The sequence below is a fragment of the Tessaracoccus lapidicaptus genome (assembly GCF_001693815.1).
Classification (GTDB): domain Bacteria; phylum Actinomycetota; class Actinomycetes; order Propionibacteriales; family Propionibacteriaceae; genus Arachnia; species Arachnia lapidicapta.
The window spans coordinates 182,966-208,707 of sequence record NZ_MBQD01000023.1 but is presented as its reverse complement, the minus strand read 5'-3'; the positions used below and the strand labels follow the sequence as shown (position 1 = coordinate 208,707).

Annotated in this window: 27 protein-coding genes; 11 read left to right on the top strand and 16 right to left on the bottom strand. The window is 69.1% G+C overall.

Annotation, left to right across the window (positions count from 1 at the left end; all coding sequences use genetic code 11):
* The 13 genes from BCR15_RS10740 to BCR15_RS10680 all read right to left on the bottom strand — a co-directional run bounded on the left by BCR15_RS10740 (position 1) and on the right by BCR15_RS10680 (position 11,341).
* Positions 1-276, bottom strand: coding sequence for a cupin domain-containing protein (locus BCR15_RS10740; RefSeq protein WP_141680109.1), 276 nt, complete (start codon positions 274-276; stop codon positions 1-3).
* A 40-nt stretch (positions 277-316) separates the two neighbouring features.
* On the bottom strand, positions 317-943 hold the full coding sequence (locus tag BCR15_RS10735; RefSeq protein WP_068752185.1) for a hypothetical protein: 627 nt from the start codon (positions 941-943) through the stop codon (positions 317-319).
* 14 nt (positions 944-957) lie between these two features.
* Positions 958-1,779: an ethanolamine utilization protein EutJ gene (eutJ, locus tag BCR15_RS10730; RefSeq protein ID WP_068752184.1), complete on the bottom strand. Its 822-nt coding sequence runs from the start codon at positions 1,777-1,779 to the stop codon at positions 958-960.
* On the bottom strand, positions 1,776-2,546 hold the full coding sequence (locus BCR15_RS10725) for a cobalamin adenosyltransferase family protein (RefSeq protein ID WP_068752183.1): 771 nt from the start codon (positions 2,544-2,546) through the stop codon (positions 1,776-1,778). The genes eutJ and BCR15_RS10725 overlap by 4 nt, the downstream gene beginning before the upstream one ends.
* Positions 2,547-3,140: a cupin domain-containing protein gene (locus BCR15_RS10720; RefSeq protein WP_068752182.1), complete on the bottom strand. Its 594-nt coding sequence runs from the start codon at positions 3,138-3,140 to the stop codon at positions 2,547-2,549.
* 144 nt (positions 3,141-3,284) lie between these two features.
* A complete protein-coding gene (locus BCR15_RS10715) occupies positions 3,285-3,572 on the bottom strand; it encodes a BMC domain-containing protein (protein ID WP_068752181.1) in 288 nt (95 codons plus the stop codon).
* A 202-nt stretch (positions 3,573-3,774) separates the two neighbouring features.
* Complete coding sequence (locus BCR15_RS10710) at positions 3,775-5,253, bottom strand: aldehyde dehydrogenase family protein (protein ID WP_068752180.1); 1,479 nt, start codon at positions 5,251-5,253, stop codon at positions 3,775-3,777.
* A 17-nt stretch (positions 5,254-5,270) separates the two neighbouring features.
* The gene (gene eutL / locus BCR15_RS10705) at positions 5,271-5,927 is read right to left on the bottom strand and encodes an ethanolamine utilization microcompartment protein EutL (protein ID WP_176715230.1); all 657 of its coding nucleotides are present in this window, start codon (positions 5,925-5,927) and stop codon (positions 5,271-5,273) included.
* A gap of 10 nt (positions 5,928-5,937) precedes the next feature.
* The gene (gene eutC, locus BCR15_RS10700) at positions 5,938-6,852 is read right to left on the bottom strand and encodes an ethanolamine ammonia-lyase subunit EutC (protein ID WP_068752179.1); all 915 of its coding nucleotides are present in this window, start codon (positions 6,850-6,852) and stop codon (positions 5,938-5,940) included.
* Positions 6,853-6,858: 6 nt separating this feature from the next.
* The gene (locus BCR15_RS10695) at positions 6,859-8,226 is read right to left on the bottom strand and encodes an ethanolamine ammonia-lyase subunit EutB (RefSeq protein ID WP_068752178.1); all 1,368 of its coding nucleotides are present in this window, start codon (positions 8,224-8,226) and stop codon (positions 6,859-6,861) included.
* A gap of 22 nt (positions 8,227-8,248) precedes the next feature.
* Positions 8,249-9,736: an ethanolamine ammonia-lyase reactivating factor EutA gene (locus tag BCR15_RS10690; protein WP_068752177.1), complete on the bottom strand. Its 1,488-nt coding sequence runs from the start codon at positions 9,734-9,736 to the stop codon at positions 8,249-8,251.
* A gap of 34 nt (positions 9,737-9,770) precedes the next feature.
* Positions 9,771-10,061, bottom strand: a complete 291-nt coding sequence (locus BCR15_RS10685) for a EutN/CcmL family microcompartment protein (protein WP_068752176.1) — start codon at positions 10,059-10,061, stop codon at positions 9,771-9,773.
* Positions 10,058-11,341 carry an ethanolamine utilization protein EutH gene (locus BCR15_RS10680; protein ID WP_068752175.1) on the bottom strand — a complete coding sequence of 428 codons (1,284 nt, stop codon included), beginning with the start codon at positions 11,339-11,341 and terminating at the stop codon, positions 10,058-10,060. The genes BCR15_RS10685 and BCR15_RS10680 overlap by 4 nt, the downstream gene beginning before the upstream one ends.
* A 175-nt stretch (positions 11,342-11,516) precedes the next feature.
* Here BCR15_RS10680 and BCR15_RS10675 point away from each other — a divergent pair, with 175 nt between their 5' ends.
* From BCR15_RS10675 to BCR15_RS10625, 11 genes are all read left to right on the top strand, one after another.
* The gene (locus BCR15_RS10675) at positions 11,517-12,527 is read left to right on the top strand and encodes an ABC transporter substrate-binding protein (protein ID WP_228383392.1); all 1,011 of its coding nucleotides are present in this window, start codon (positions 11,517-11,519) and stop codon (positions 12,525-12,527) included.
* 103 nt (positions 12,528-12,630) lie between these two features.
* Positions 12,631-13,596 (top strand): ABC transporter permease, encoded by a 966-nt coding sequence (locus BCR15_RS10670; protein ID WP_068752174.1) that lies wholly within the window; start codon positions 12,631-12,633, stop codon positions 13,594-13,596.
* Positions 13,596-15,677 (top strand): dipeptide/oligopeptide/nickel ABC transporter permease/ATP-binding protein, encoded by a 2,082-nt coding sequence (locus tag BCR15_RS10665; RefSeq protein WP_068752173.1) that lies wholly within the window; start codon positions 13,596-13,598, stop codon positions 15,675-15,677. The genes BCR15_RS10670 and BCR15_RS10665 overlap by 1 nt, the downstream gene beginning before the upstream one ends.
* Positions 15,674-16,462, top strand: coding sequence for an ATP-binding cassette domain-containing protein (locus BCR15_RS10660; RefSeq protein ID WP_068752172.1), 789 nt, complete (start codon positions 15,674-15,676; stop codon positions 16,460-16,462). The genes BCR15_RS10665 and BCR15_RS10660 overlap by 4 nt, the downstream gene beginning before the upstream one ends.
* Before the next feature lie 25 nt (positions 16,463-16,487).
* On the top strand, positions 16,488-17,405 hold the full coding sequence (locus tag BCR15_RS10655) for a dihydrodipicolinate synthase family protein (protein ID WP_068752171.1): 918 nt from the start codon (positions 16,488-16,490) through the stop codon (positions 17,403-17,405).
* Entirely contained in the window at positions 17,402-18,331 is a 930-nt protein-coding gene (locus BCR15_RS10650) for an ROK family protein (protein ID WP_068752170.1), read from the top strand. The genes BCR15_RS10655 and BCR15_RS10650 overlap by 4 nt, the downstream gene beginning before the upstream one ends.
* Positions 18,328-19,008 carry an N-acetylmannosamine-6-phosphate 2-epimerase gene (locus tag BCR15_RS10645; protein WP_068752169.1) on the top strand — a complete coding sequence of 227 codons (681 nt, stop codon included), beginning with the start codon at positions 18,328-18,330 and terminating at the stop codon, positions 19,006-19,008. The genes BCR15_RS10650 and BCR15_RS10645 overlap by 4 nt, the downstream gene beginning before the upstream one ends.
* Positions 19,005-20,099 carry a sialidase family protein gene (locus BCR15_RS10640; RefSeq protein WP_068752168.1) on the top strand — a complete coding sequence of 365 codons (1,095 nt, stop codon included), beginning with the start codon at positions 19,005-19,007 and terminating at the stop codon, positions 20,097-20,099. Before BCR15_RS10645 ends, BCR15_RS10640 begins: the two co-directional genes overlap by 4 nt.
* Positions 20,100-20,891: 792 nt before the next feature.
* On the top strand, positions 20,892-21,236 hold the full coding sequence (locus tag BCR15_RS15570; protein WP_500809113.1) for a DUF72 domain-containing protein: 345 nt from the start codon (positions 20,892-20,894) through the stop codon (positions 21,234-21,236).
* 5 nt (positions 21,237-21,241) lie between these two features.
* Positions 21,242-21,481: a DUF72 domain-containing protein gene (locus BCR15_RS15565; RefSeq protein ID WP_068752166.1), complete on the top strand. Its 240-nt coding sequence runs from the start codon at positions 21,242-21,244 to the stop codon at positions 21,479-21,481.
* A 29-nt stretch (positions 21,482-21,510) separates the two neighbouring features.
* Complete coding sequence (locus tag BCR15_RS10625; protein WP_068752165.1) at positions 21,511-22,383, top strand: SDR family oxidoreductase; 873 nt, start codon at positions 21,511-21,513, stop codon at positions 22,381-22,383.
* Here the strand turns inward: BCR15_RS10625 and BCR15_RS10620 are convergent.
* From BCR15_RS10620 to BCR15_RS10610, 3 genes are all read right to left on the bottom strand, one after another.
* A complete protein-coding gene (locus BCR15_RS10620; RefSeq protein ID WP_068752164.1) occupies positions 22,362-23,045 on the bottom strand; it encodes a ferredoxin--NADP reductase in 684 nt (227 codons plus the stop codon). The two genes, BCR15_RS10625 and BCR15_RS10620, sit on opposite strands and share 22 nt — an antisense overlap.
* A 132-nt stretch (positions 23,046-23,177) precedes the next feature.
* Positions 23,178-24,284 (bottom strand): substrate-binding domain-containing protein, encoded by a 1,107-nt coding sequence (locus BCR15_RS10615; RefSeq protein WP_176715229.1) that lies wholly within the window; start codon positions 24,282-24,284, stop codon positions 23,178-23,180.
* A 138-nt stretch (positions 24,285-24,422) separates the two neighbouring features.
* Positions 24,423-25,730 (bottom strand): sugar ABC transporter permease, encoded by a 1,308-nt coding sequence (locus tag BCR15_RS10610; RefSeq protein WP_197971760.1) that lies wholly within the window; start codon positions 25,728-25,730, stop codon positions 24,423-24,425.
* Between the last annotated feature and the right edge of the window lie 12 nt (positions 25,731-25,742).

Below are 25,742 nucleotides of genomic sequence, written 5' to 3'. Positions count from 1 at the left end.
TCAGTGCTCCTTCAGCACCTTGTCCAGCGCGGCGTCCAGACCGTCGGGCTCGTGGCCCAGCTGCTTGACGACGGCGGCGCGCAGGGCGGCCCGATCGTCCCGGTCGGCCGCCGGCGGGGCCGAGGCCTGTTCGGTGGTGAGGACCAGCTTGATGCCCTGGTCCTGGGCGAACTCGCGTGCGAGGGCGGTGATGATGGTGCCGGGCTGCACCGGCAGCTCGGTCAGCCCCTGCGACTTCGCGTCGCGGATGGTGGTCTGGGTCACTACTGGTCTCATGGCTGTCTCCTGGGGTGTGCGTCGGTGGCCGCGTCGATCATCAGGTGCCGCTGATCGCGTCGATGGCCGCGACGGCGGCTTCGCGGGCGGCGAGGATGTCGGACTCCGAGCCAGCCATCCACAGGCGTCCGAACACGCCGACCGACGAGAAGTGGTTGAGCGACACGGGCGCCGCCTTCTCCGCCTCGTTGGCCGCGAGCGTGATGTAGGCGGCGGGCTCGACCTCGAGTACGAGCATGGTCTGGCCGGCCACGAGCATGGTGCCGCGGTTGAACCGGTTGAGCAGCTGCGCCTGATAGGGATTGACGTTGGTGATGATCTGCTCGGAGGCCACCTTTGGCTTGATTCGTTGCTCGACGCTCTGGCCGAGCTCCTCGAGCACCACCTCGCCGGCGCGCAGGACGTCGGCCTGCGAGAGCGAGTGCACCTCGAACATGCCGAACTGGCGCTCGACGATCTGGGTGCCCGGGCGCACGTCGGTGGCCTTGACGACGCGGTCGACGAGGTTGAACACCGAGTTGCCCGGCGCCACCTCGACGTAGAGGGAGGCCATGCCCTCGACGGGCGGATCGCCCTGGGTGATGGTGCCGACGAAGGCGGCGAACTGGGGCTGCATCCGGTCGAGGTGGCAGTAGACGCGGAGCTCGACTCCATTGTTGTCAGACATGGGCAGTCCTCGTTTCAGTCGGTGATGAGGTGAGCGTGGGAGGTGACTCCCAGCGGGGTGACGAGCATGGGTTGGGGGGCGACCCGGGACGGCACGCCGGTGATCCGGGTCATGATCTCCTCGATACCGGTGAACGACGATGTGCCGCCCGCCAGCACGATCTGCTGCACGTTGTGGCTGCGCACGGCGTCGCTGACGATGGTGGAGACCTTCTCGAGGACGGGGGAGACGATGGGAAGGAACTCGGCGTGCCGGGAGCGCTTGCGCTTGAGTTTCTCCGCCTCCTCGTAGGGAATCTTCAGGGCTCCCGCGAGTACCAGGGACATGTGGGTGCCGCCGCTCGGCTCGTCGTAGTTGGCGACGATCTCGCCGTCCTCGAGGATTGCGATGCCGGTGGTGCCGCCCCCGATGTCGACCACCGCGCCGTCGCGGATGCCGAGCACGGTGTTGGCCGCGGTTGTCTCGTCGACGACGGCGTCGCAGTCGATCCCTGCTCCCTCGATGACGTAGCGGTGGGCGCGGTGGTTGGACTGGTCGACGGCCGGCGGGATGGTGACCGCGCCGTGGTGGAGCGACCGGCCGGTGGCGCGCTCAAGCTTCTCCCTCAGCTCGCGCACCACGCGCTGCGCCCCGGCGAAGTCCCACACGACGCCGTCGCGCACGACGTCGGCGAACGTGGTGGCGCCGGCCAGCGGCTGGCCGTGCTCGTCGGTGACGAAGATCACGGTGAAGGCGGTGCCGAGGTCCACCCCAACGCGGATCGGGACCCCAGCCGGGATTGCGGCCGGTTCCTTGACCGCTCTGGCCGCTCGGCGCATGAGCTTCTCGACGCTCATGACCGGCCCGCTTCGAGGAGCAGTTGGAGGTAGTAGAACGCGCTGGAGAGTCGGTTCATGGCGTGGCAGATCGACTCGCCGTAGGGGTGGTGGGGCGATTCGAAGGCCTCCAGCGCCGTGATCTCGAGCTCCCGGGACTGCGTCCGGCAGACGTTCAGCCAGTGCTGAAGCTCGACGGAGGCGCCGTCGATGGTGAGGTGGGGGATGCCCAGAGCCTTGTCGGGCTGATGGGTGGCCCGGTGCAGCTCGTCGGCGGACACGTCACGAAGGGCTAGCGGCGCGACGGGGCGCTCGCCGTACTCGGCGGAGGTCAGCTCGCGGCAGTAGGCCGCGAGCGTGCCGAGGTGCTCGGCGATGGCCAGGTGACCGTCGGTCAGCGCGCGGGACTGGGCCAGCATGGTGAAGGCCAGCAGCGAATCGACACGGCCCCGCAGGACGATCCGCGGGTGGGTCTTCGGCGCGTAGTGGGAGGCGTTCAGCTGGGTGAGCGAGCTGACCTTCTTCTTCACGGGCGTGCCGCAGGTGGTGCAGCAGGGCAGGTCGCCCTCGAGCCGCACGGGGAACTCCGCGGGCCGGTCCCAGGCCGTGCCGACGCTGGCCGCAGGCGGGCCGGGGGCAGGGCCGTCCTCGGCCACCACGAGTGACCACTGCTTGACGAAGTCCTGCGCCGACGGGCTCAGCCGCGCGCCTGGCGCGATGCTCACCGTCGCCCCGTGTTCCGGGCGGCGGAGCTGTGCGCGAAGATCGGCCTCAGTGACGACGGACACCTACGCGTCCTCCCAGTTGGCGGGGAACGTGACGTAGACGAACTTGGCGAAGGTGGGGGTGCCGAACGTGATGCTGGATCCCTTGGGCACGTAGAGCACGTCGCCGGCCCGGCCGACCTTGCCGCGGGCGTCGCCGCCCAGATGCAGCTCGCCCTCGAGGACGATCTGCACCTCGTCGTAGTTGAGGGTCCAGGGGAACTGGCCCTTGGTGATGCTCATGTAGCCGGCGGCCATGGGGGAGCCGTCGGCGTCGGTGACGACGTCGCGGGTCCGCACGTCCATGCCCGGCGGGGGGCCGGGGTAGGGGAACGGATCGAGCTCGACGTCGCGGATGGAGGCGTGCTTGACGGCGGCTCCGGGGGCGGGGGTATCGCCCCCGGAACCGGCCAACAGCCTCTCCACGATGGTGCGAACCTGCTGGGAGATGTCGCCCGCGGAGGGCGACTGGACCGGGGCGCCCACGACGATCGTCACGTCTTTGTCCCGCGCGGTGTCGCGCGCCAGCGGCGTGATGATGGCATCGCTGGGGGCCTGCAGGGTGCCCCCGCGTCCGGCGTTCAGGACGTCGGTCGCCGTGATGACTGGTCGACCCATGATGGTTCGCTCCTTAATGGTGTGGGACGTCTGCGCGCGCCGGGCGGCCGGGCGTGAGGAACGTCGCCGGCATACGCCGGGCACCGCCGGGGCTCAGCCCCGGCCGGCACGCTCCTCAGCCCGCCTACCCAGCGGGTCGCTGGATCAGTCCTTGTGGGGGAGGATGATCTCGACGTCCGCGTGCGGACGCGGGATCACGTGGACCGAGACAAGCTCGCCGACGCGGCCTGCTGCGGCTGCGCCCGCATCGGTGGCGGCCTTGACCGCGCCGACGTCGCCGCGGACCATCACGGTCACGTAGGCCGAACCGATCTGCTCCTTGCCGATGAGCTTGACGTTGGCGGCCTTGACCATTGCGTCGGCGGCCTCGATGGCTCCGACGAGACCCCTGGTCTCGACCATGCCTAGTGCGATCATCTGGACATCTGCCATGGGAGTGCTCCTTCTGGATTGTTGTGTGGGTTGGCTGGTTGGTGCCGGGGCCTCGACCGGGTCGGTCTCGGCTGTCTTGGTGGGGACGGCGGGTGCGTCCTGCGGTGCGCCCGCTGCCATGGCGGCGGGCGAGGCCCGTCTCTCTGGCGGTGCCGGTGCGGGCCTTGCCGCGCCGGGGTCTGTGGTTGTCATCTATCGCCTCCTACTTCTTCAGTTCCTTGAGTACTGCTGAGACGAGCCGCTCGACGAGTTCGCTGTCGTGCAGGCCGGACGAGCCGGCGCCGGAGGCGCCCGAGCCGCCGTGGGCCCGCGCGACCGCCGGGGCCTCGTGCTGGTGGTAGGCCAGCCGCTTGACGTTGAGGACGTGCTGCAGCGTGATGTTGTCGCTGACCACCGCGCCGCCGACGCCGCCGGGGGCCAGCGTCAGCGAGGGCATGAGGTCGGTGGTCGAGCCGATGGCTCCCAGCGATCCCCAGCTGTTGACCACGATGCGGAAGGCAGGCTCCATCACGCCGAGCGTGTAGATCACCTCGTCGTCGGTGGCGTGGATCACCATCGTGTGACCGTCGCCGCCGAAGCGGAGCAACTCGCCTGCGCGCTGCCGGCCCTCCTTGGCATCGGCGACCGTCATGAACCCCAGCAGGGTGGTGAGCTTCTCGCGGGAGAGAGGGTACTCCGCGCCGATGCCGTCGAGGTCGGCGACGAGGATGCGGGCGCTCGCGGGCACGCCGTCGATCCCGCCCTCTCTGGCCAGGTCCTGGGGGGACCTGCCCACATACTCGGCGTTCATGAGGCCGTTCGGGCGGAACATCCTGCTCAGCAGCTTCTCGGCCTGGTCCCGGGTGAGCCAGTGCGCCCCCTTGGCCTCCATGGCGGACCTCAGCCGGTCGGCGATGGGGGCGTCAGCGATGACGGACTGTTCGGTGGCGCAGATCGTCGAGCAGTCGAAGGATTTCGACTCGACGATCATCGTGGCGGCCTGCTCGATGTCGGCGGAGCGGTCCACGTACGCGGGCACGTTTCCCGGCCCGACGCCGTGCGCAGGCTTGCCGACGCTGTGCGCCGCCTTGACCATGCCAGGGCCGCCGGTGGCGAGGATCATCGACGTGGCGTAGTGGCTCATCAGCTCGTTGGTCCCCTGCACGGTCACCTCGGTCATGCAGCTCAGCAGCCCGGCGGGCATGCCGGCGGCCTCGCCCGCCTCCGCCATGACGCGCACGGCCTCAGCGGTGCACTTCCTGGCCGAGGGGTGCGGGGCCACGACGACGGCGTTGCGCGCCTTGACCCCGATCAGCGCCTTGAACACGGCGGTGGACGTCGGGTTGGTCGACGGCGTCAGCGCGCAGATCACGCCGACGGGCCAGCCGATCTCGACGATGCCGCGGCTCTCGTCGCGCCGCAGCACACCGCAGGTGGGCGCGTCCTTGATGGAGTTCCACACCCCCTGGGCGGCGAACTCGGTCTTCAGCTGCTTGTGTGCCGGGTAGCCGAAGCCGGTCTCGTCGTGGGCCATCTGGCCCAGGCGCGGGGCTTCGCGCATCACGGCGGCGACCATCGCCTCGCAGATGCGGTCCACCTCGTCCTGGGTCGCGAACTGGAAGCTCCGCATCGCCTCGCGGGCCCGGGTTGCCAGTGTCCGGGCCTGCTGGATCGACGAGAGATCCTTGTCTAGCTGTGGCATGGGCTCATTCCCTCGTGTCAGTACGCCTTGGGCGAGGAGGCGACGCCGAGCACGGCGTCCTGGAACGCGGCGGCCGCAGCGCGGCAGGCGCTGAGGCTGCCCGTCAGCAGGGCGCCGGCGAAGTTGGTCTCCGACGGCGGCGCGAAGAACTCCTGCATGCTCACGTCGGCGGCCTTGAGCGCCGCGTCGAGCGCGTAGGTGGCCTCCAGCGGCGGGGCGATGAGGTAGGCCAGCGGCTGCCCGGCCGCGACCCCCGCCATCTCGGACAGATAGGTGCCGGTCGAGCTCACCAGGTGTGGGAAGAAGCCCAGGTCGCCGGCCTCGTCGGCCGCGTAGAACCAGCACTCCTCCTCGGCGTGCGCGATGCACGCGTCGAGACCCGAGCGCACCTCGGCCGGCGTGGGGCCAGCGAGGATGCCGATGATCTCGCCCGACAGCGGGCCCGACGGGTAGCCGGAACCGGCGTAGAAGCTCTTGGCGTAGACGACGTCGACCTCGGCCATCTTCGTGGCCTCGTCGAGCGCCACGTAGAGCGAGTCGTCGATGTCGCAGGTCACCAGCGCCAGGGAGCGGTGGTGGTCGGCCAACTCGAGTTTCTCCGCGAACCCGCGGTCGATGTTGGGGATGATCCTGGCTGCCAGAATCGTGGGCTTGATGGGGTCAAGGATGGCCATGGCTATCTCCTCACTGGTCCTCGCCCATCGCCTCGCGGAGCTTCACTCCACTGGCGCTGTGCTTGATCATGCGTTTGATGAGTTCGACGACGTACGCGCCGGCCTCGAGGGGGTTGGTGCCGCCGTGGGTGGTGATCATGCAGAGCAGGTCACGGTCGGCGTCGGTCTTGCCCGGCTGCGGGTCGTAGCCGAGGTAGGCGCTCATCGCGTCGGCGATGCCCAGGCCGGGCCGCTCCCCGATGAGGATCACGAGCACCCTGGCGCCGATGATCGTGTTGACGTCGTTCATGATGCCCACGCGGGCGTTCTCGATGAAGAAGGGGGTACCGACGGTCAGCCCGGCGGATTTCAACCCCTGCTCCAGCACGGGATAGATCTCGCGCAGGTTGTTGTCGATCGCGGCGGCCGAGAGGCCGTCGCCGACGCAGATCTGCACGTCCGGGCCCTTGGTGCATTTCTCGGCGATGGTCTTCTTGGCCTCGTCGGAGAGGAGACGGCCGAGGTCGGGGCGCAGCAGGTACTCGCCGCGGTCGGCCACGCGGGTGGTCACCGTGAAGAGGTTGAGGTCGTCCTTGACCTCCTCGGACACGACGCCGTAGATGGCGTCCTGCGTCACTCCGTGATCGGCCTTGAAGAGCAGCGCCTGCGCCGTCTTGGGGCGCGGGCCGGCGCGTCCGACGCCGAGCCGTGCCGTCGTGGCGGCGCACAGGTTGCGCAGCCCTTCGGCGTCGGCCGGGTTCTCGACCATGATGCGTCGTCGCATCGACTCCTCGGTGGGGTCGGGCAGGTCGATGACCAGGTCGCCCTCCTTGGCGGGGAGCGTGGAGTAGCCGTTGGCGGACTTGGCCGGGACGTTGGCTCCGCTCTCCTTGAGTTCGGCCAGGACCCTGGCGACCAGCTGTTCGAGTTGGGTGTTGTCAATCATGAATATCTACCTCTTCAGGAAGAAGCTGGCGTCGCCGGCCTTGTCCGTGAGTTGGCCGTTCTTCCACAGGCCGATCTCGGTCATCCACTCTTCGAACTCGGGCAGCGGGTGCAGCCCGAGCGCCTGACGCAGCGACGGCGCGTCGTGGTAGCTGGTGGTCTGGTAGCTCAGCATGGCGTCGTCGCCCATCGGCACGCCCATGATGAAGCTGCATCCCGCCGAGGCGAGCAGCACCGACAGGTTCTCGTTGTCGTTCTGGTCGGCCACCGCGTGGTTGGTGTAGCAGACGTCGCAGCCCATCTGGATGCCGGTGAGCTTGCCCATGAAGTGGTCTTCGAGGCCCGCCCGGGCGATCTGCCGCGAGTCGTACAGGTACTCGGGGCCGATGAAGCCGACCACCGTGTTGACCTGGTAGGGGTAGTACCGCTTGGCCAGGCCGTAGCAGCGGGCCTCCAGGCACAGCTGGTCGGCGCCGTTGTGGCCGTCCGCGGAGAGCTCCGCGCCCTGGCCGGTCTCGAAGTACATGTAGTTGGGGCCGGTGGGCCAGGCGTACTTCTTCGCCTGCTCGTAGGCGTCGTCCATGAGACCGACGGAGATGCCAAAGCTGTCCATGGCCTTCTGGCTGCCGGCGAGGCTCTGGAAGAGGAGCCCGACGGGGGCGCCGCGCTTCATGGCCTCGACCTGGGTGGTGACGTGGGCGAGCACGCAGTTCTGCGTGGGGATCTCCCAGTCGTCGATGATCTTCTTGGTCATCTCCAGCAGGCGGCTCACGCTGCCCACCGAGTCGTCGGCTGGGTTGATGCCGATGACCGAGTCGCCGGACCCGTAGGAGAGGCCCTCGAGCACGGTCGCGCGGATGCCCTCGACCGAGTCGGTGGGGTGGTTGGGCTGGTTGCGGGAGCCCAGCGTGCCGGGGCGGCCCATAGTGTTGGAGCAGTGGGTTTCGACGCGGATCTTCCGCCCGGCCAGGATGAGGTCGAGGTTGCTCATCAGCTTCGTCACGCCCGCCACCATCTCGCCGGTCAACGCATTGCTGACGCGGCGGATCATCGCGGAGGTGGTGTCGTTGCTGAGGATCCATTCGCGGAAGTCGCCGACCTTCCAGCCCTTGATCTCCTCGTAGACGGTCTCGTTGACGGCGTCGTCGATGGCGCGCGTCACCTCGTCCTCGTCGTAGGGGACCACCGGGTTCTCGCGAAGGACGCTGAGCGGCACTTCAGCCAGCACCAGTCGGGCGGCGACCCGCTCGGCGTTGCTCTCTGCCGCGATGCCTGCCTGCTGATCGCCGGACTTCTCCTCGTTGGCCTTCGCGAGCAGTTCCTTCACGCTGCCGAACTCGTACGTCGTCCCGAACAGCTTCGTTCGGAGCAGCATCACTGCACCTCCTCTTCCGGTTTCATGTGACTTGCCTTCCGTGAGTCGTGGGCTGCCGGCCCTTCGGGTCGGGTGAGTAGAAAATGAGGGTCTTGACGGAGACCGGCACCACGCGGCCGTCGAACATCGGCTCGCCGATGTCGATGAAGTCGCCCTCGCCGAGGCCGATCTGGTCCACGACGATGAGCGGCAGACGGTCGGCCTTGCCGCGGATGGTCTGGCCCAGCACCTGGGCGTAGTCGTCCTCGAGCACCAGCACCAGCGGAGTGTCGGGGGCGGCGCGTCCGACCGCGTAGGAGGTGAGGCCGTCGGCCAGCGCATCCACCTGCGCGTACTGGAGCTTGCCGGGGAACGTGATCATGACCGCGCACCCCGCCTGCTCCTCGCCGTCCCAGCGGCGCACGGCCTCGGCGACCGACGACGCGATCGAGGCCGCGTCGGTGAGCGCGTCGTCGAGGCGCGGTTCGATCACCGGCAGGTTCTTCAGCGGCAGGTGCCTGGGCTCGGCCCAGATGGTGGATCCGGACAGGGTCACCTGCTGGCTGGCCGCCCCGAGCACCGTGGCCCGCAGGGTCTGCGCGGGACGCTTGACGGGCAGCTGGCGCCAGCGCTGGTTCTGGCGGAGGGCCTCGGCGAACAGCGGGCCGATGTCGCCGTACCGCGCCCAGTCGGCCAGCGTCGTGGACGGGGCGTCGTCGTAGTAGAGCGCGCCCACGCCGCCGGAGAGGAAGTAGGCGCTGACGGGGGAGTCGACGTGGTAGCCGGGGCTGAGAGCGACGTCTTCGCCGAGCGGGGATCGGATGCCCAGAGCCAGGTCCACCGTGAGGTCGGCCATCTGCGCGGCCAGCGCCCGAAGCTCGGACTCGGGCGCGCGCTCGCCGACCCGCAGCCGCAGGCCCTTGGCTTCAGCGATCCGTACGCCCGAGGGCGCCAGGTGGGTGAGCACGCCGGTGGCGGGATCGACCACAGCCTGGCGGCCGCCCACCATCAGCGCGGACGAGGCGATGTGCACGCCGGAGCGGAACACGGCGGCGTTGGCCGAGCCGCCGCCGATGTCGATGTTGACGACGGTGGCGTAGTTCTGCGCCGACCACTCGGCGGCCCCGGAGCCGCGTGCGGCCATCTGCGACTCGACGTTGGGTCCGGCCACCGTCACGACGAAGTCGCCGGCGAGGTCGGAGAGCCCCTGCAGGATGGCCTGGGCGTTGTGGGTCCGCGCGGTCTCTCCCGTGATGATGACCGCGCCGGTCGTGACGTCCTCCGGGCTGATCCCCGCCGCCTGGTACTGCGCGCGGATGAAGCGGGTGAGCTCCTCGACGTCGACCTCATCGGGGGAGGTGAGGGGCGTCAACCGCGGCTCGGATTCGTAGAGGATCTCGCGCGTCTCGATGTCGAGTTTCGGCACCAGGCCGGCCCGCGCACGGTTGGAGACGGTGAGGCGGGACACGACCATCTGGCTCGTCGTGGTGCCGACGTCGATCCCGACGCTGAGGACCTGCCGTGCGGTCATGTCCCTCCCTTCCGTGAAGCGTGCGTGTGGATGGTCAGTGTTTGCGGAACGTCATCTGGCCGCCGACGTCGAGAGAGTCGAGGATCGCGAGGATCACGGCGTCGACGGGGGCGTCAGCGGTGTGCGGGGTGTAGCGCCCTGCGCTGCCCTCGGAGATGAGCACCAGTTCGCCTTCACCGGCGCCGACTGCGTCGACGGCGACGAAGGGCTCCCCGTAGGGCTCGTCGCTGGGGGAGGCGGCCCGCACGACGAGCAGCTTGCTTCCGTGCAGGGAGTCGACCTTGATGGTCGACACAGCGTTACCCACGACCCTGGCGATCCTCATCGGACATCGCCTCGTCTCACGTCGGTGTCTGCCCTGCGGTCGTCGATCCCGTGCGCCGCTCGGCGGCCGAAGCCGTCGGCGTCTTCGTGCGTCTGGTCGAGCGCCACGTCGGGGTCCCCGGAGGCGTCAGCGAGGTCCTCGGTGGCGTCGGGCACGTGCCCGTGCGCGTGGTGAGAGGAGGCCTCGGTGGCCGCAGGCAGCGAGCGGGAGAACAGCAGGAGGGCCACGCCGACGGCGAGGATACCGGCAGTGAGCTTGCCGGTGATCACCGGGAAGATCATGTCGCGGTTGACACCGGCGGTGAAGCCGAGGTGGTCACCGAACGCGAAGGCCGCGCTCACCGCGAAGGCCGCGTTGACGACCTTGCCGCGCGGATCCATGTCCTTCATGATCTGGAACATCGGGATGTTGTTGGCGAGCGTGGCGATGAGTCCGCCAGCAGCTGCGTCATTGATGCCGATGAGCTTGCCCACCTTGGCCAGCGGCTTGCTGGCGAACGTGATGATGAGGTGCACGGCGGGGAACGCGCCCAGCAGCATCATGGCGATGCTGCCAACGACTGCGAGCCCCTCGGTGGGCGGGATGAGTTCCCAGCCCGCCGGCATGATCTGCACGCCGGTCATCTGCTCGAAGACACCGATGACCAGGCCGATGGAGATGACGAAGACCAACCCCTTACCGAACCATTCGAAACCCTTCGTCATGCCGTCGGGGATGAGCCAGAGCCCCACTGCGATGAGAACCGCGGCGACGACGATCGGGATGAGGTTGACCAGCACGAAACCCGCAGGCATGCCGGCCACCAAGCCACCGACGAGCACTCCGATGGGGATGGTGGTGATGCCGGCGAGGATGCCCTTGGCGAGGAAGGGGCGGTCGGCCTTGTCGATGATGCCCAGCGCCACGGGGATCGTGAAGACGATGGTGGGGCCCATCATCGCGCCCAGGATCAGGCCGGAGAGGTTGATGGCCATGGGATCCACCGACAACTGCTCAGCCAGGGGGTAGCCACCCATGTCGTTGGCGAGCAGCGTGCCGGCGAACATGCCCGGGTCGGCCCCCACGATGGTGTACAGCGGGCCCACGATCGGGTTCAGCAGCTTGGCCAGCACGGGTGAGAGCGACATGACGCCGACCATGGCCAGCGCGAGGGGGCCTAGCGCCATGAATCCCTCTTCGAACTTCTCGCCCAACCCGAATTTGTTGCCGATTGCCCTGTCGATACCGCCCAGGACCATGCAGATCATCAAGATCCACACGATGATCTCGTTGACATCCATGTCAACCCCGCTTTCACAGTGGTGCGGGAACCCCGTCGTCCCCTCTTCGGGAACCTAGCCCAAAAGGGCGGGGTCGGCCGCCGAATGCGCCCTTCACTGGGGCCGCTGGGCATCGTCGCTAGTCAAGAAGCACTCGCCGGGTTCACCTGGGAATGCGTGCAGGGCTGTTCAGCTAGTGTGCACGTTCGTTCAGGTCGACGCGGTAGCGGCGGAAGGCGGGGGAGGCCACGGCGACCACTGCGATGCCGATCAGCACCAGCAGGCCGCCGCCGCCCGTGGCCCACGCCGGACCGACTACTTCGGCCGCCCCTCCGTGGACGACGTCGGCCAGCCGCGGCCCGCCCGCGACCACGACGATGAAGACCCCCTGCAACCGTCCGCGGACGGCATCGTCGGTGGCGCCGAGGAGGATGGACTGGCGGAAGGCTCGGTTGCCGCGGAGCAGGGCTTCGGGCTGGTCTTCATGATGTTCAACATGGGGCTTGCCCCGATGAACGAGGTCAAGAACCGTCAGGGCGTCATGTACGCGCTCGACTACGACCGCATGACCAAGGTAGGCATGGCCGACCTGGCCACCCCGGCCACGTCGTTCCTCCAGAAGGAGCACCCCTCCTACCAGGAGGCGTCGACCGTCTACACCCTCGACGTCGAGAAGGCCAAGGCCCTCTTCGCCGAGACCGGCCTGACCTCGGTGCGCTTGCTCGCCTCGAACCACGACTTCTTCGCGGCCGTGCGCCCGATCATCAAGGAGTCGCTCGAGGCCGCCGGCCTGACCGTCAACTACGAAGAGAAGCAGTCGGCTGACGTCTACGGCACCATCGACAGCGATCCGAACGCATTCGACATCGTGGTGGCCCCCGGCGACCCGTCGGTGTTCGGCGACGACGCGGACCTTCTGCTGCGCTGGTGGTACAGCGGCGACGTCTGGACCGACACGCGCATGCACTGGAAGGGCCAGGAGTCCCACACCCAGATGCAGGAGCTCCTCGACCAGGCCGTTGCGGCCACCGGTGACGAGCAGCAGGCTCTCTGGGGTCAGGCGTTCGACCTGGTCTCCGAGACCCTGCCGCTGTACCCGCTGTTCCACCGCAAGACGCCCACGGCGTTCGACGCGGAGACGCTGGTCGACTTCAAGCCGATCGCCGTGACCGGCCTGTCCTTCGTGGACGTCGGCACCACCCAGTAGTCAATCCCGACTGAGAGGGGGGTCGGCCCGCAGCCCGGCCGGCCCCCCTTCTGCCTGCCCCGAAGACGGCTGCACCCACTGAAGATCAGGAACTTACGACGCCGTGTCCAACTTCATCCGCCTCCTGCTGCGCAGAGTGCTGGCTATGCCCATCATGGTGCTGGGCGCCACGCTGCTGGTATTTCTGGTGATGTCACTGTCGACCGCCGACCCCGCTCGGCTCGCCCTCGGCGAGTCGGCCACGCCGGAGGCCCTCGAGAACTACCGTGAGCGCTTCAACCTCAACGACCCCCTCCTCGTCAAGTACGTCCGCTACCTTGGCGGCCTCGTCCAGGGTGACCTCGGCGAGTCCTTCACCGGCGTGCCGATTGGCGAGATGGTGGCGAGGTCGTTCCCCATCACCTTGCAGCTCACGTTCATCGGCCTGTTCCTCGGAGTCATCATCGCGCTCGTGCTCGGCATCATCGCCGCGCTCTTCCGCGACAAGTGGCCCGACCAGGTCATCCGGTTCGTCTCGATCGCGTCGCTCGCCACGCCGTCGTTCTGGCTGGCGCTGCTCTTCATCCAGTGGTTCGCCAACATCCCGGGTGGCCTCGGCTGGTTCCCCGCCGTGATCACCAACTGGATCAACTTCTCCGACGATCCCGCCGGCTACATCAACCAGGTCACGCTGCCCGCTGTCGGCATGGCCATCCCGCTGTCTGGCTCACTGACCCGCGTCGTGCGCACCGCCATGGTCGAGGAACTCGACCGCGACTACGTGCGCACCGCCATCGGCGCCGGCATCCCGAAGCACATCGTCGTGGCGCGCAACGTGCTGCGCAACGCGCTCATCACGCCGCTGACGGTGCTGGGCCTGCGCGTCGGCTACATGATGGGCGGCGCCGTGGTCATCGAGATGATCTTCAACATCCAGGGCATGGGCAACCTCATCTTCCAGGGCATCATGCGCAACGACGTCAACATCGTCCAGGGTGTGACGATCACGATCGCGCTTGCCTTCATCATCATCAACCTGGTGGTCGACCTGCTTTACGTGCTGGTCAACCCCCGAATCAGGAGCATCTGATGCTGTCGCCTGAGTCCAGAAAGAAGCTTCAGCAGCCGGGCCTCCGGTTCGCGGGGATCCGGGCGCTGCCCGTCGCCTCCAAGATCGCGCTGGCGGTCATCTCGCTGCTCGCGCTCGTGGCCGTCTTCGCGCCCCTCGTCGCCCCCTTCGACCCGGGAGCCTCCGGCCTCGTGCCCGAAGACAAGATCGTCTACTCCGAGGTCACCATCGAAGGGGTGGGCACCCAGCTCATCCCCGACACCGCGATCCCGCCGGACGGCGAGTTCCTCTTCGGCACCGACGATCGCGGCCGCGACACGTTCTCCCGCGTCCTCCACGGCACCCGGGTCTCGCTGCTGGTCGGGCTGGCCGCCACCGGCCTCGCGCTCGTCGTCGCGGCGGTGCTGGGCTCGATCGCCGGCACGGCCCGCAAGACGGTCTCCGAAGTCCTGATGCGCACGCTCGACATCGTGATGAGCTTCCCCGGCATCGCCCTGGCCGCCGTCATGGTGACCGCGCTCTCGTCGAGGCTGCCGATGCTGCCGGTGGTGGTCATCTCGATCGCGTTCCTCTACGTCCCGCAGCTGACCCGCGTGGTCCGCGCCAACGTGCTCTCCCAGTTCGGCGAGGACTACGTGGCCGCGTCCAAGGTGATGGGCGCCAAGACGTGGTGGATCCTCTTCAAGCACGTCGCGCGTAACTGCCTGGCCCCGATCCTCGTGTTCGCGACGGTGCTCGTGGCCGACGCCATCGTGTTCGAGGCGTCGCTGTCGTTCATCGGCACCGGCATCAGCTCGGTCAACGCCCCCACGTGGGGCAACATGCTCTCCGAAGGCAAGGCGCTGCTGCTGTCCGGCCACTGGTGGGTGACGTTCTTCCCCGGCCTGTTCATCCTGATCACCACCCTCAGCCTCAACGTCCTGTCCGAGGGACTCACGGACTCGTTCGCGTCGCCCCGGATCAAGACCAAGGTCAACGTGCAGTCCGACGAGGACAAGCTGAAGGGTGAGGCCGGTGCAGCCGGCATCGCAGCCTCTCACGTCTCGCAGGTCGAGTCCCTCAAGGCACGTCTGGCCGCGCTCAAGGAGGCCGAACTGGCCCGCAGCGACCGCCTGGTGCTCGCCAACCCCGACGCCAAGCCGCTGCTGGAGGTCAAGAACCTCTCGATCTCCTTCCCCGGCGCCCACGGTGAGGTGAGGATCGTCGACGACGTGAGCTTCACCGTCCGCGAAGGCGAGACGATGGGACTGGTCGGCGAGTCCGGCTGCGGCAAGTCGATCACCTCCATGGCGATCATGGGCCTCCTGCCCGAGAACGCCCGCATCGAGGGCTCGGTGAAGTTCGACGGTCGCGAACTGCTGACGCTCAACCCGAAGGAGCGCAACGATCTGCGCGGCCACGAGATGAGCATGATCTACCAGGACGCGCTGAGCTCGCTCAACCCGTCGATGCTCATCCGCGCGCAGATGAAGCAGCTCACCAAGCGGGGCGGCCAGCGCACGGCCGAGGAACTGCTGGAGCTCGTCGGGCTCGACCCGGTCCGCACGCTCAAGTCCTACCCCCACGAGCTCTCCGGCGGCCAGCGCCAGCGCGTGCTGATCGCCATGGCGCTCACCCGCAACCCGCGCCTGGTCATCGCCGACGAGCCCACCACGGCCCTCGACGTCACCGTCCAGGCTCAGGTGGTGGATCTGCTCAACGAGCTGCGCGAGAAGCTCGGCTTCGCGATGGTGTTCGTGTCGCACGACCTGGCGCTCGTCGCCGAGGTGGCGCACCGCATCACCGTCATGTACGCCGGCCAGGTGGTCGAGCAGGCTGTCACCAGGGAGCTGCTCACCAACCCGACTCACGAGTACACCCGCGGCCTGCTCGGCGCGGTGCTCTCGATCGAGTCCGGCACCGGCCGCCTGCACCAGGTGCCCGGCGTCGTGCCCAGCCCGCGCGAGTTCGTCGCCGGCGACCGGTTCGCCCCGCGCTCCTCGCACCCGCAGGCCGGCCTCACCGAGAAACCGACCCTGCATCTGGTGCCCGGCACCGATGACCACTTCTACGCGAGCACCAGCGAGCTCGACGCCCTGCTGGAGAAGGAGGGACTGCGATGAGCACCACCCCCGTCGTCGACCTGCGCGACGTCCACGTCGTCCACAAGTCGCGCACCGGCAAGCTGTTCCGCCCCGACCGGGTACACGCCGTCAACGGCGTCAACATCTCGGTCAGCAAGGGCGAGACGCTCGGCCTCGTGGGCGAGTCGGGCTGCGGCAAGTCCACCCTGGCGCGAGTGATGGTGGGCCTCCAGCCCGTCACCTCCGGCGAGGTGCGCTTCAAGGGCGAACAGATGAAGCTCAACGCAGCTGGCCGGAAGAAGCTGGGGCGCGCCGTCTCGGTGGTGTTCCAGGACCCGGCCACCGCTCTCAACCCGCGCATGATCGTGCGCGACACGCTGCTCGACCCATTCAAGGTGCACGGCGTGCTTGAGCCCTCCGAGCGGGAGAAGCGGGTCAAGGAGCTGCTCGACCTCGTCGGTCTGCCGCAATCGGCGCTCGACGTGCTGCCCCGGCAGATCTCCGGCGGGCAGCGGCAGCGCGTCGCCATCGCCCGCGCGCTCGCGCTGGACCCGGACGTCATCATCGCCGACGAGCCGACCTCGGCCCTCGACGTGTCGGTGCGCGCCCAGGTGCTCAACCTGCTGAGCGACCTGAAAGACCAGCTCGGGCTGGGGCTGGTCTTCATCAGCCACGACATCAACACCGTGCGCTACATCTCCGACCGCATGGCAGTCATGCTGGCCGGGCAGATCGTCGAGACCGGACAGGCCGACCAGATCTTCGCCAACCCCACCCACGAGTACACGCGGACGCTGCTCAGCGCCGTGCCTTCACTCCTCTAAGAGAGAAACGGAACAACAGATCACCATGCCCAATTTCCGCGGGATCGTGCCCCCGGTCATCACGCCCATGCACACTGACGGCTCGGTCGACTTCGAGAGCCTCGATCGGCTCGTCGACCACCTCATCGACGGCGGCCTGCACGGCCTCTTCATCCTCGGTTCGTCCGGGCAGGTGGCCTACCTGACCGACTCGGAGCGCGACGAGGTCACCGCCCGTTGCGTCAAGCGCGCCGCCGGCCGCGTCCCGGTGCTCGTCGGTACGCCCGACTTCACCGCCCGCCGCATCGCGGAGACCGCCAAGCGCGCCGAGGACCTCGGGGCCGACGCAGTCGTCGTCACCGCCCCGCTGTACGCCCTCAACGACGTCGCGGAGATCGAGCGTCACTTCCGGATCATCGCCGACGCGGTGAGGGTGCCGGTCTTCGCCTACAACGTGCCCGTCCGCGTGCACAGCTACCTCGGCCTCGCCACGCTGATGAACCTGGCCAAGGACGGCGTCATCGCGGGCGTCAAGGACTCCTCGGGCGACGACGTCGGCTTCCGCCGCCTCGTGGCCGCCAACCGCGCCGCCGGGCACCCGCTCGAGCTCCTCACCGGCCACGAGGTCATGTGTGACGGGATGTTCCTGCTGGGCGCCGACGGCGCCGTGCCGGGACTCGGCAACGTCGACCCCGCCGGGTACGCCCGCATGTGGGACGCGGCGCAGGCCGGCGACTGGGTGGCCGTCCGCGACGAGCAGGACCGCATCGCGCGTCTGTTCGAGATCGCCTTTGTCCCGCAGGGCCGCTCCGGCGACGCCGGCGGCATCGGGGCGTTCAAGCAGGCACTGGCCAGCCTCGGCATCATCGCATCCGGCGCCATGCCGGCGCCGATGGAGCCCCTCGCCAGCGACGACGTCGCCGGTATCGAGACGATCCTGCGCGAGGTCGGGCTGCTGGCATGAGCCACGTCGTCGGGGTTGACCTCGGGGGCACCAAGACGGCCGCGGCCCGGGTCGCCCCCGACGGAACGCTCGGTGAGATCGTCTCCGCCCCCACCCCCGCCCTGCGTGGGGGACAGGCAGTGCTCGACGTCGTTGCCGACCTGGTCCGCCGGGTCGGGGGCGACGACACCGTCGGCCTGGGCGTCGGGACCGCGGGCGTCGTCGACGCCACCGTCGGCCGGATCATCTCGGCCACCGACACCTTCTCCGACTGGGTCGGCACCGACGTCGCGGGCGGCCTCCGGCAGCGCCGCGGCTGGTCCGACCGCCCCATCGAGGTCATCAACGACGTCGACGCCCACGCGCTGGGCGAACAGTGGCTGGGCGCGGCGCGTGACCACGGCTCGGTGCTGATGGTCGCCGTCGGCACCGGCGTCGGGGGTGCTGTCGTGCTCGATGGTCGCCTCTGGACGGGCGCCCACCACGTCGCTGGGGAGATCGGGCACGTCCCCACCCCCGGCGCGGAGGGCCTCTACTGTGCCTGCGGCCGCCCCGGCCACCTCGAGGCCGTTGCCGCCGGGCCTGCCATCGAGCGGATGTACGGGGTCGACGGCGTCGACGGTCGGGCCATCATGGCCCGCGCCGAGGCCGGCGAAAAGAAGGCACTCGCCGTCGTCGAGCGCGCCGCGTCATCGCTCGGGCGCGCGATCGCCGGGCTGGTCACCGTGCTGGACCCCGCCTGCGTCGTCATCGGCGGGGGAGTGGCGCTCGCCGGCGACGTCTGGTGGGGGCCGCTTCGACGGACCATCCGCGACGAACTCGTGCCCATCCTCGCCGACATTCCGGTGCTGCCCGCAGCGGCCGGTCCCTCCGCCGCGATCCTGGGGGCCGCGAAGCGCGCCCTCGACTCCGTCGCTGCCCATCCTCACCATAGGAGCCTCACATGAACGCCATCCTCGATTCCCTCCGCGGCCAGCTCGTCGTCTCCTGCCAGGCGTACCCCGGCGAGCCGATGCTGGATCCGCGCACGATGAGCCAGGTGGCCCAGGCCGCCGTCGCCGGCGGCGCCGCCGCGATCCGGGCGAAGGGCCTGGACGATCTGCGCGCCATCCGCGCGGCCGTCGACGTGCCGATCATCGGCCTGGTCAAGGAGGGCGCCACCGGCGTCTACATCACGCCGACGCTCGAGAGCTGCATCGCGGTCGCGGAGACCGGCTGCGAGATCGTTGCGCTCGACGGCACCCGCCGCGATCGCCCCGACGGCCGGACACTGGCCGAGACCGTCGCCGGCCTGAAGGAGCGCTTCCCGGAAGTCCTCGTCATGGCCGACTGTGGGTCGGCCGGTGACGCCGCTGCGGCTCAGGAGGCAGGGGCCGACGTCATCGGCACCACGCTGGTCGGCTACTCGGGCGAGCGCCCGAAGACCGACGGCCCGGACTGGGAGGCGATCGACGAGATCATCGCCCTGGCCGACCGCCCCGTTCTCGTCGAGGGCCGTGTTCACAGCCCCGCCGACGCCGCGGAGTCCATCCGTCGCGGGGCCTGGGGTGTCGTCGTCGGCACCGCGATCACGCACCCCACCACCATCACGTCGTGGTTCGCGCAGGCAGTGGCCGAGGCGTGATCACCTCCGTGCTGGCCCAGCGCGGTGACCCGTTCGACGGCGCCGCCTTCACCAGCCCCTGCTACCGCATCCCGGCCCTGGCCGTGACGCCCGCCTACCGGCTGCTGGCCGCCTGGGACGTGCGCGCCGACTGGCGCGACCTGCCCGGACCCTTCGATGTGGTGTACAGAAGCTCCGACGACCTCGGGCACTCCTGGGGCCCGCTGCGGGTGCTGCGCCGGCACACCGCCTCCGAGGGCTTCGGGGATGCGAGCTTCGTCGTCGGCCCGGGCGTCGTGCACTGCTGGTACGTGTCCTCGGCAGGCCGCAGCTTCTTCGACGCCGAGCCGGGCGCCGGTGAGGGGCTGCGCCTCTGGCTGGCCTCCTCGTTCGACGACGGCCAAGCCTGGCAGCACCGAGACCTCACGGCGAGCCTCAAGCCCGACGACGTGACGGGCATGTTCGCGTCGTCCGGGAACGGTCTGACGCTGCGCGAGGGTGCCCATGCCGGCCGACTGCTCCAGCCGTTCGTGCTCCGCACTGCGGCCGGGCAGCACTTCGCCGCCATGGCCTACTCCGACGACGACGGCACCACGTGGGCGCTCGGCGAGCGCATCGGCCCGGACTGCGACGAGAACAAGGTCATCGAGCTGCCCGGCGGACGCGTCCTGCTGCACGCCCGCGCGACTCCGCGTCGTCGCTGGGCCGTGTCCGACGACGGGGGCGTGACGTTCGGCCCCCCGGTGGCCCACGAGCAGCTCGTCGACCCCGCGTGTAATGGAGGGCTGTCCCGCTGGGGGAGCCAGGTGGTCGCCACAATCCTCAACCATCCGTCCGAGCGACGCGAGCTGGCGATCCGCCGGTCGGCCGACGGCGGCGAGACGTGGACACCGGCCCTCGGGATCGACGACGGCGCCTGCGCCTACTCGGTGGCCCTCGAGCTTCCCGACGGCGCGCTGGCCGTGGCGTGGGAGTCGGGCGACTACGACGCGATCGTCTTCGCCCGAATCGCGCGCGACGAGGTCGGCTTTGACGGCGGCGAGCCGATGCTCAGCGCGATCCCGGGCCGCGCCGGGGCAGCCGCCCCACCGGAGGTTGCCCCCGCCCGCTGAGCCGTTCAGGGATCCTGATGTTGAGGCTGGTCGCACCGTGACGGCGCTCCAGCCAGCTGCGTTGAGGCCCAGCAAGGTTGGAACGATCTCTCCGGCGTGGCTATCGACGTCGGCAAGTAACCAGCAAGGTTGGAACGATCTCTCCGGCGTGGCTATCGACGTCGGCAAGTAAGCGGAAGACTGACACTCGGATCGGACGCTCAGCGCCGAGGCCCGCCTCCTCGTTCACGACGCGCTGTTCGACGAAGTGGAAGCCAGGCCCGACGATTACAGATCGGCCTGATCGCGCAGGCCTATCGCCCATGCGAGTCGCGCATGACGACCTGGGCGGCGAGCAGATGAGCCCTGACAGTGCCAGGCGAGTAGCCCAGCACTGCTCCAATGCGTTCAAGTGACATGCCCTCGGTGTAGCGAGTCTTCATCTGAGCAGTCTCTTCCCGAGTAGGGGACTGGTTCCGTAGCTTGACTCCGCGCTCGCGGAGGAGGCGCGACAACCGCTCATGCCCGATCCCAACTTCCTTCGCGATCGCCTTCAACGACCGCCCCGACAGGTACGCAGTTTCCGCCTCCTGAAGGGCAGCCTCATCCGGTCGAGACAGCTGAAGGAGGCTACGCCTCCGTGGGCGTGGTGGACACGCACGCCTGCGAATAGCTCCGTGGCTCGCGACCATCCGCGCCAGTGCCGGGGTAAGTTTCGACAAGCCTCCCGCTAGGTCCACCGGATCAAAGAAACCCCCGCCCCGGCGGGGGTTTCTCGCTTCTCCCCGGAGGGCGGCGGCTACGCTCCCTGGCATGGCTCAGTGTCGCATCGGGGTTTCGGGATGGCGGTACCCACGGTGGCGCGGGGACTTCTATCCGCCCGGGCTGAGGCAGCGCGACGAACTGCAGTACCTCGCGGGACGCATGAACTCCGTCGAGATCAACGGGTCCTTCTACTCGCTCCAACGTCCGAGTTCGTACCGGTCGTGGGCGGCCGCGACACCGGACGACTTCGTCTTCGCCGTCAAGGGTGCCCGGTACATCACGCATCTCAAGCAACTCCACGACGTCGACGCCGCGCTGGCGAACTTCTTCGCCTCCGGCGTGCTGGCTCTCGGCCCACGCCGGCGCCCGGCGTCGCCGTCGGGCGGCCCTTGAGCCACGTGCTGGAGCCCCGCCATCCCAGCTTCGAGTCAGCGGAGGCGCACGACCTGCTGCGGGAGCACGACGTCGCCATGGTCATCGCCGACAGCGCCGGTGTCTGGCCGACCATGAGCGACGCCACCACTGGGATCCGCTACATCCGGCTCCACGGGGAGACGGAGCTGTACACCAGCGCCTACTCCGACGCGGCCCTCGACCGCTGGGCGGGCCACTGCCGGGAATGGCTCGGGCGGGCCTAGGATCGTCGCATCGCACGACGAGGAGAGCCATGACCATCGCCATCATCGGAGCCACCGGACAGCTGGGCGGCCTGACCGTCGCGGCTCTCCTGGACCGCGGGACCCCCGCCGAGGAGATCCTCGCCCTGGGGCGCAACGCCGTACGGCTCAGCGACCTGGCGCGGCGGGGGGTCCGCACAGCTCCGCTCGACCTCGAGGACGTCGACGCCACCGCCGCCGCGCTGCACGGGGCGCAGGACCTGCTGCTCATCTCGCTGAGCGACCCGGGTCACCGGCTCCCGCTGCATGCCAACGCCGTCGAGGCGGCACGCCGGGCCGGGGTCGGACACGTTGCCTATACGTCGGTGCTGATGGCGCCGACCACCATCCTGGGACTCGCCGTCGACCACCGGGCCACCGAGGAACTCATCCGCGAGTCCGGCATCCCCGCCACCCTGCTGCGCAACGGGTGGTACACGGAGAACCACTACCAGGATTTCGTCGCCGCCCGGGACGGCGGGGTGGTGGCCAACAGCGCGGGTGACGGGCGGCTCGCGACGGCCCCGCGCCGGGACTACGCCGAGGCCGCCGCCGTGGTGGTGTCCACGCCGGGCCATGAGGGCTGTGTCTACGAGCTCTCGGGCGATACCGCGTGGAGCTACGAGGAGTTCGCCGGCACTGCCCAGCTCGTGCTCGGCACCCCGGTGCGCTACGAGCCCCTGAGCTCCGACGACGAGCGCGATCTCTTGCTCGGCGCCGGGCTGGACGAGGCGACGGCGCAGTTCATCGTCGAGATGAACGGCAGCATCCGCGAGGGAGCCCTGGATGCGACGACGGGCGACCTCGCCCGGTTGCTGGGCCGGCCCACGGAGCCGCTCGAGGCCACCATGCGGTCGTGGGCTCAGATGTCCTCGGCGGTGTAGCCGGGGAAGAAGTCCTCCTTGAGCTGCGGGTCCGGCAGCCCCGCGTCGCGGAGCGCCTCGCCCAGCTCCTCGACCATCGGCTCCGGACCCGACACATAGACCAGGCAGTCCGTCAGCGCGGGCACCAGGCGGGTGAGCACGTCGACTGTGAGGGGCTCACCCACGACCCGATGCACGGTCAGTGACCGGTCGGACTCCTCCCACTCGGCCAGTTCGTCGCCGAACGCCACGTCGTCCGAGCCACTGCCGTAGATCAACGTGACGGCGAGGGGCTCGCCGTCGTGGAACCGCTGCTTGAGGATGCTGTGGAACGGCGTCACACCGATTCCGCCGGCGACGAAGACGATGGGGACGTCGGTCTCCTCCCAGGTGAAGTCCCCGTCGGGGGCCTCCTTCAGCTCGATGGCGTCCCCCGGCTCCAGCCGCGAGAGCGCCTGCTTGAAGGTGGAGCGCGTCACCCGCGTGGTGATCTGCATGACGCCCTCGTAGGGCGCGGCCGCGTTGGTGAACCATCGCGCGGTGCCCTCGTCGTCGGGGTCTTCGTGGGGGAGTTCGACCTGGACGAACTGCCCGGCCTCCCACACGAGCGGTTCGTCACTGCGGAAGCGGAACGTCCAGATGTTTGCCGCCTCGTGGAGCTTCTCGACAAGAGTCAGGGACATGAGCGGGGGCCTCCTTCGCCGTCGCGGTGCCGTCGCTCCCGACGCTACCCCGCGGCCGCGCCCCCTGCACGGGTTTGGGCGGCACGACGAGGGGCGGGCCCTCACGGACCCGCCCCTCGTCGTGTGGTGCGATCAGCCCTCGAGGAGAGCCAGGCGATCGGGATCGTTGGCGAACACCTCGGCGGCGTTGTCCTTGGTCACCACGACCGGGTCCAGCTGGTAGATGTTGACGTCCACCTTGCCGTTGTTGGCCGTGTCCTCGGTCTCCGGCAGCGCCTCACCGGACTGCAGCACCTGGATCAGCTCGACGGTCTTGGCGACGAGCGCATCGGTGGGCTTGGCGACCGTGGAGTACTGCTCGCCGGCCGCGATCGAGATGATCGACTCGTTCTCCGCGTCGAGGCCCGTGACGACGGGCAGCTCCATGCCGGCCTGCTTGGCCGACGTCAGGATGGCGCGGGCGATGCCGTCGTTGGGCGAGAGCACGCCGTGGATCTTCTTGTCGGAGTAGTTGCCCGACAGGAGCGAGTCCATGCGCGCCTGGGCCTTCGCGTTGTCCCAGTCAGGGGTGGCTACCTGGGTGAACTCGGTCTGGCCGGACACCACGACGAGGGTGCCGTCGTCGATCTTCGGCTGCAGCACGCTCATGGCGCCGGTGAAGAAGTTCGGGGCGTTGGGGTCGGCCGGGCCGCCGCCGAAGAGCTCGATGTTGTAGGGGCCGGGGCCGGTGGCCTCGAGGCCCTCGAGCAGCGACTGTCCCTGGAGCTCGCCGGTGCGGATCGAGCCGAACTGGACGACGCCGTCGATGGCGGTGGTGTTCTCGATGAGCCGGTCGTAGCCCAGCACCTCGATGCCCGCGTCGTGGGCCTTCTCCAGCACGGAGCCGAGCTGAGTGCCGTCGACGGGGCCGACGACGATGACCTCGGCGCCCTGCTCGATCATGGCCTCGATCTGCTGCTGCTGCTGGGGCACCTTGTTGTCGGCGGCCTGGATGAGGGGGGTGAACCCGGCGGCCTCGAGCTGCTCGGCGAACATGACCTCGGCCTCCTTCCAGTTCTGCGTGCCCAGCCACGGCAGTGCGACGCCGATGGTGGCGTCCTCCGCGAAACCGCCCGCGGCGGCCGAGGCGGACGTGTCGCCCGAGGTGGTGGGTTCGGTGGTGCCCTCGCGGCCGCCGCCGCAGGCGGTGAGCGCCAGCGAGGAGACGAGGAGTCCGGTGAGGAGGCCAGCTGCCTTCATTTTCATGGGTGTTCCTTTCGGAAGATCCCGACCGGCCGATCCGGTTCGGGGGTGGGCATCGGTGCCCGTGGAGTGCGCACGAGGGCGCACCGGGGGAGGGGTGGCGCCCACAGGACGCCGCCCGATGGTGTGGAGGGACTACTTGGACTGTGTGACGGGGAGGGTGTCGGCGGCGTCGACCACGGGGCCTCCATCCACGGCCGCAGGCTCCGGGGTGGTCCCGGTGACCGGCGCGACGGCGGTGGGTTCGCTGCGGAACTGGCGCATCAGGGTGCCGATCAGGGAGGGGCGGCCCTGCTGCTTGTTGTAGACGTCGAAGGCCACGGCCGCCAGGAGAACCAGGCCCTTGATGACCTGGGTCTGGTCGGCGCCGACGCCCATGAGCATCAGGCCGCTGTTGAGGACGGCCATCACCAGACCGCCGATCATGGATCCGATCACGGTGCCGATGCCGCCGGAGACCGCGGCGCCGCCGATGAAGACCGCCGCGATGGCGTCCAGCTCCCACATCGTGCCGTCCGAGGGGCCGGCAGCGGTGGCACGGCCCACGAACAGGATGCCGGCGATGGCCGCGAGGAAGCTCATGTTGAGCATGACCAGGAAGTAGGTCCTGGCGGTGTTGACGCCCGACAGCGCAGCGGCGGCCTTGTTACCACCCACGGCGTAGATGTGGCGACCGAACCGGGTCCGCTGGGTGAGGACGTGGTAGATGATGACGAGAATGACCAGGATGACGCCCGGGATCGGGAACGAGGTACCGGGGCGGCCGCTGCCGAACAGCCAGGTGACGTAGCCGATGACCGCGACGATCAGCGCGATGCGGACGATCGTGGCCCACATCGGAGCCTCGGCCCCGCGCTCCAGGGCATGGGCGCGCCGCTTGAGCTCGCTCCAGATGAACCAGGCCGCGGCGAGGATGCCGAGCAGCAGAGTCGAGTTGTTCAGGCCCGTGAAGGAGGGGCCCCACTCAGGCAGGTAGCCGGCGCCGAAGAACTTGTATTCCGACGGGACGGGCACGGAGATCGACTGCGACATCCAGATGACGAGCCCGCGGAAGATCATCATGCCGGCCAGGGTGGTGATGAAGCCCGGGATGCCGACCTTCGCCAGCCAGAAGCCGTGCCAGGCTCCGATGACCACTCCGGCCAGGAGGCCCGCCAGGATGCCGGCCCACCAGGGGAAGCCATACGTGGCGGTCGTGATGGCCGTGGTCATGCCGACGAAGCCCGCGACCGAGCCGACCGAGAGGTCGATCTGCCCGATGACGATCACCATCACCATGCCGATCGCCAGAATGAGCACGTAGGCGTTGCCGGAGATCAGGTTCTGGAAGTTGGATGACGTGAGCATCCGCCCCCCGGACACCACGTCGAAGACGACGGCGAGGAGCACCAGCGCCAGGGCCATCGTGTACTGCTGGAGGTTTCCCCCGAGAACTTGCTTCAAAGCCTTCATTGT

Coding starts and splice junctions, on each gene's coding strand:
- BCR15_RS10740 (WP_141680109.1), bottom strand. CDS start 276: ATGAGACCAGTAGTGACCCAGACCACCATCCGCGACGCGAAGTCGCAG.
- BCR15_RS10735 (WP_068752185.1), bottom strand. CDS start 943: ATGTCTGACAACAATGGAGTCGAGCTCCGCGTCTACTGCCACCTCGAC.
- eutJ (WP_068752184.1), bottom strand. CDS start 1,779: ATGAGCGTCGAGAAGCTCATGCGCCGAGCGGCCAGAGCGGTCAAGGAA.
- BCR15_RS10720 (WP_068752182.1), bottom strand. CDS start 3,140: ATGGGTCGACCAGTCATCACGGCGACCGACGTCCTGAACGCCGGACGC.
- BCR15_RS10715 (WP_068752181.1), bottom strand. CDS start 3,572: ATGGCAGATGTCCAGATGATCGCACTAGGCATGGTCGAGACCAGGGGT.
- BCR15_RS10710 (WP_068752180.1), bottom strand. CDS start 5,253: ATGCCACAGCTAGACAAGGATCTCTCGTCGATCCAGCAGGCCCGGACA.
- eutL (WP_176715230.1), bottom strand. CDS start 5,927: ATGGCCATCCTTGACCCCATCAAGCCCACGATTCTGGCAGCCAGGATC.
- eutC (WP_068752179.1), bottom strand. CDS start 6,852: ATGATTGACAACACCCAACTCGAACAGCTGGTCGCCAGGGTCCTGGCC.
- BCR15_RS10695 (WP_068752178.1), bottom strand. CDS start 8,226: ATGCTGCTCCGAACGAAGCTGTTCGGGACGACGTACGAGTTCGGCAGC.
- BCR15_RS10690 (WP_068752177.1), bottom strand. CDS start 9,736: ATGACCGCACGGCAGGTCCTCAGCGTCGGGATCGACGTCGGCACCACG.
- BCR15_RS10685 (WP_068752176.1), bottom strand. CDS start 10,061: ATGAGGATCGCCAGGGTCGTGGGTAACGCTGTGTCGACCATCAAGGTC.
- BCR15_RS10680 (WP_068752175.1), bottom strand. CDS start 11,341: ATGGATGTCAACGAGATCATCGTGTGGATCTTGATGATCTGCATGGTC.
- BCR15_RS10665 (WP_068752173.1), top strand. CDS start 13,596: ATGCTGTCGCCTGAGTCCAGAAAGAAGCTTCAGCAGCCGGGCCTCCGG.
- BCR15_RS10660 (WP_068752172.1), top strand. CDS start 15,674: ATGAGCACCACCCCCGTCGTCGACCTGCGCGACGTCCACGTCGTCCAC.
- BCR15_RS10655 (WP_068752171.1), top strand. CDS start 16,488: ATGCCCAATTTCCGCGGGATCGTGCCCCCGGTCATCACGCCCATGCAC.
- BCR15_RS10650 (WP_068752170.1), top strand. CDS start 17,402: ATGAGCCACGTCGTCGGGGTTGACCTCGGGGGCACCAAGACGGCCGCG.
- BCR15_RS10645 (WP_068752169.1), top strand. CDS start 18,328: ATGAACGCCATCCTCGATTCCCTCCGCGGCCAGCTCGTCGTCTCCTGC.
- BCR15_RS15570 (WP_500809113.1), top strand. CDS start 20,892: ATGGCTCAGTGTCGCATCGGGGTTTCGGGATGGCGGTACCCACGGTGG.
- BCR15_RS10625 (WP_068752165.1), top strand. CDS start 21,511: ATGACCATCGCCATCATCGGAGCCACCGGACAGCTGGGCGGCCTGACC.
- BCR15_RS10620 (WP_068752164.1), bottom strand. CDS start 23,045: ATGTCCCTGACTCTTGTCGAGAAGCTCCACGAGGCGGCAAACATCTGG.
- BCR15_RS10615 (WP_176715229.1), bottom strand. CDS start 24,284: ATGAAGGCAGCTGGCCTCCTCACCGGACTCCTCGTCTCCTCGCTGGCG.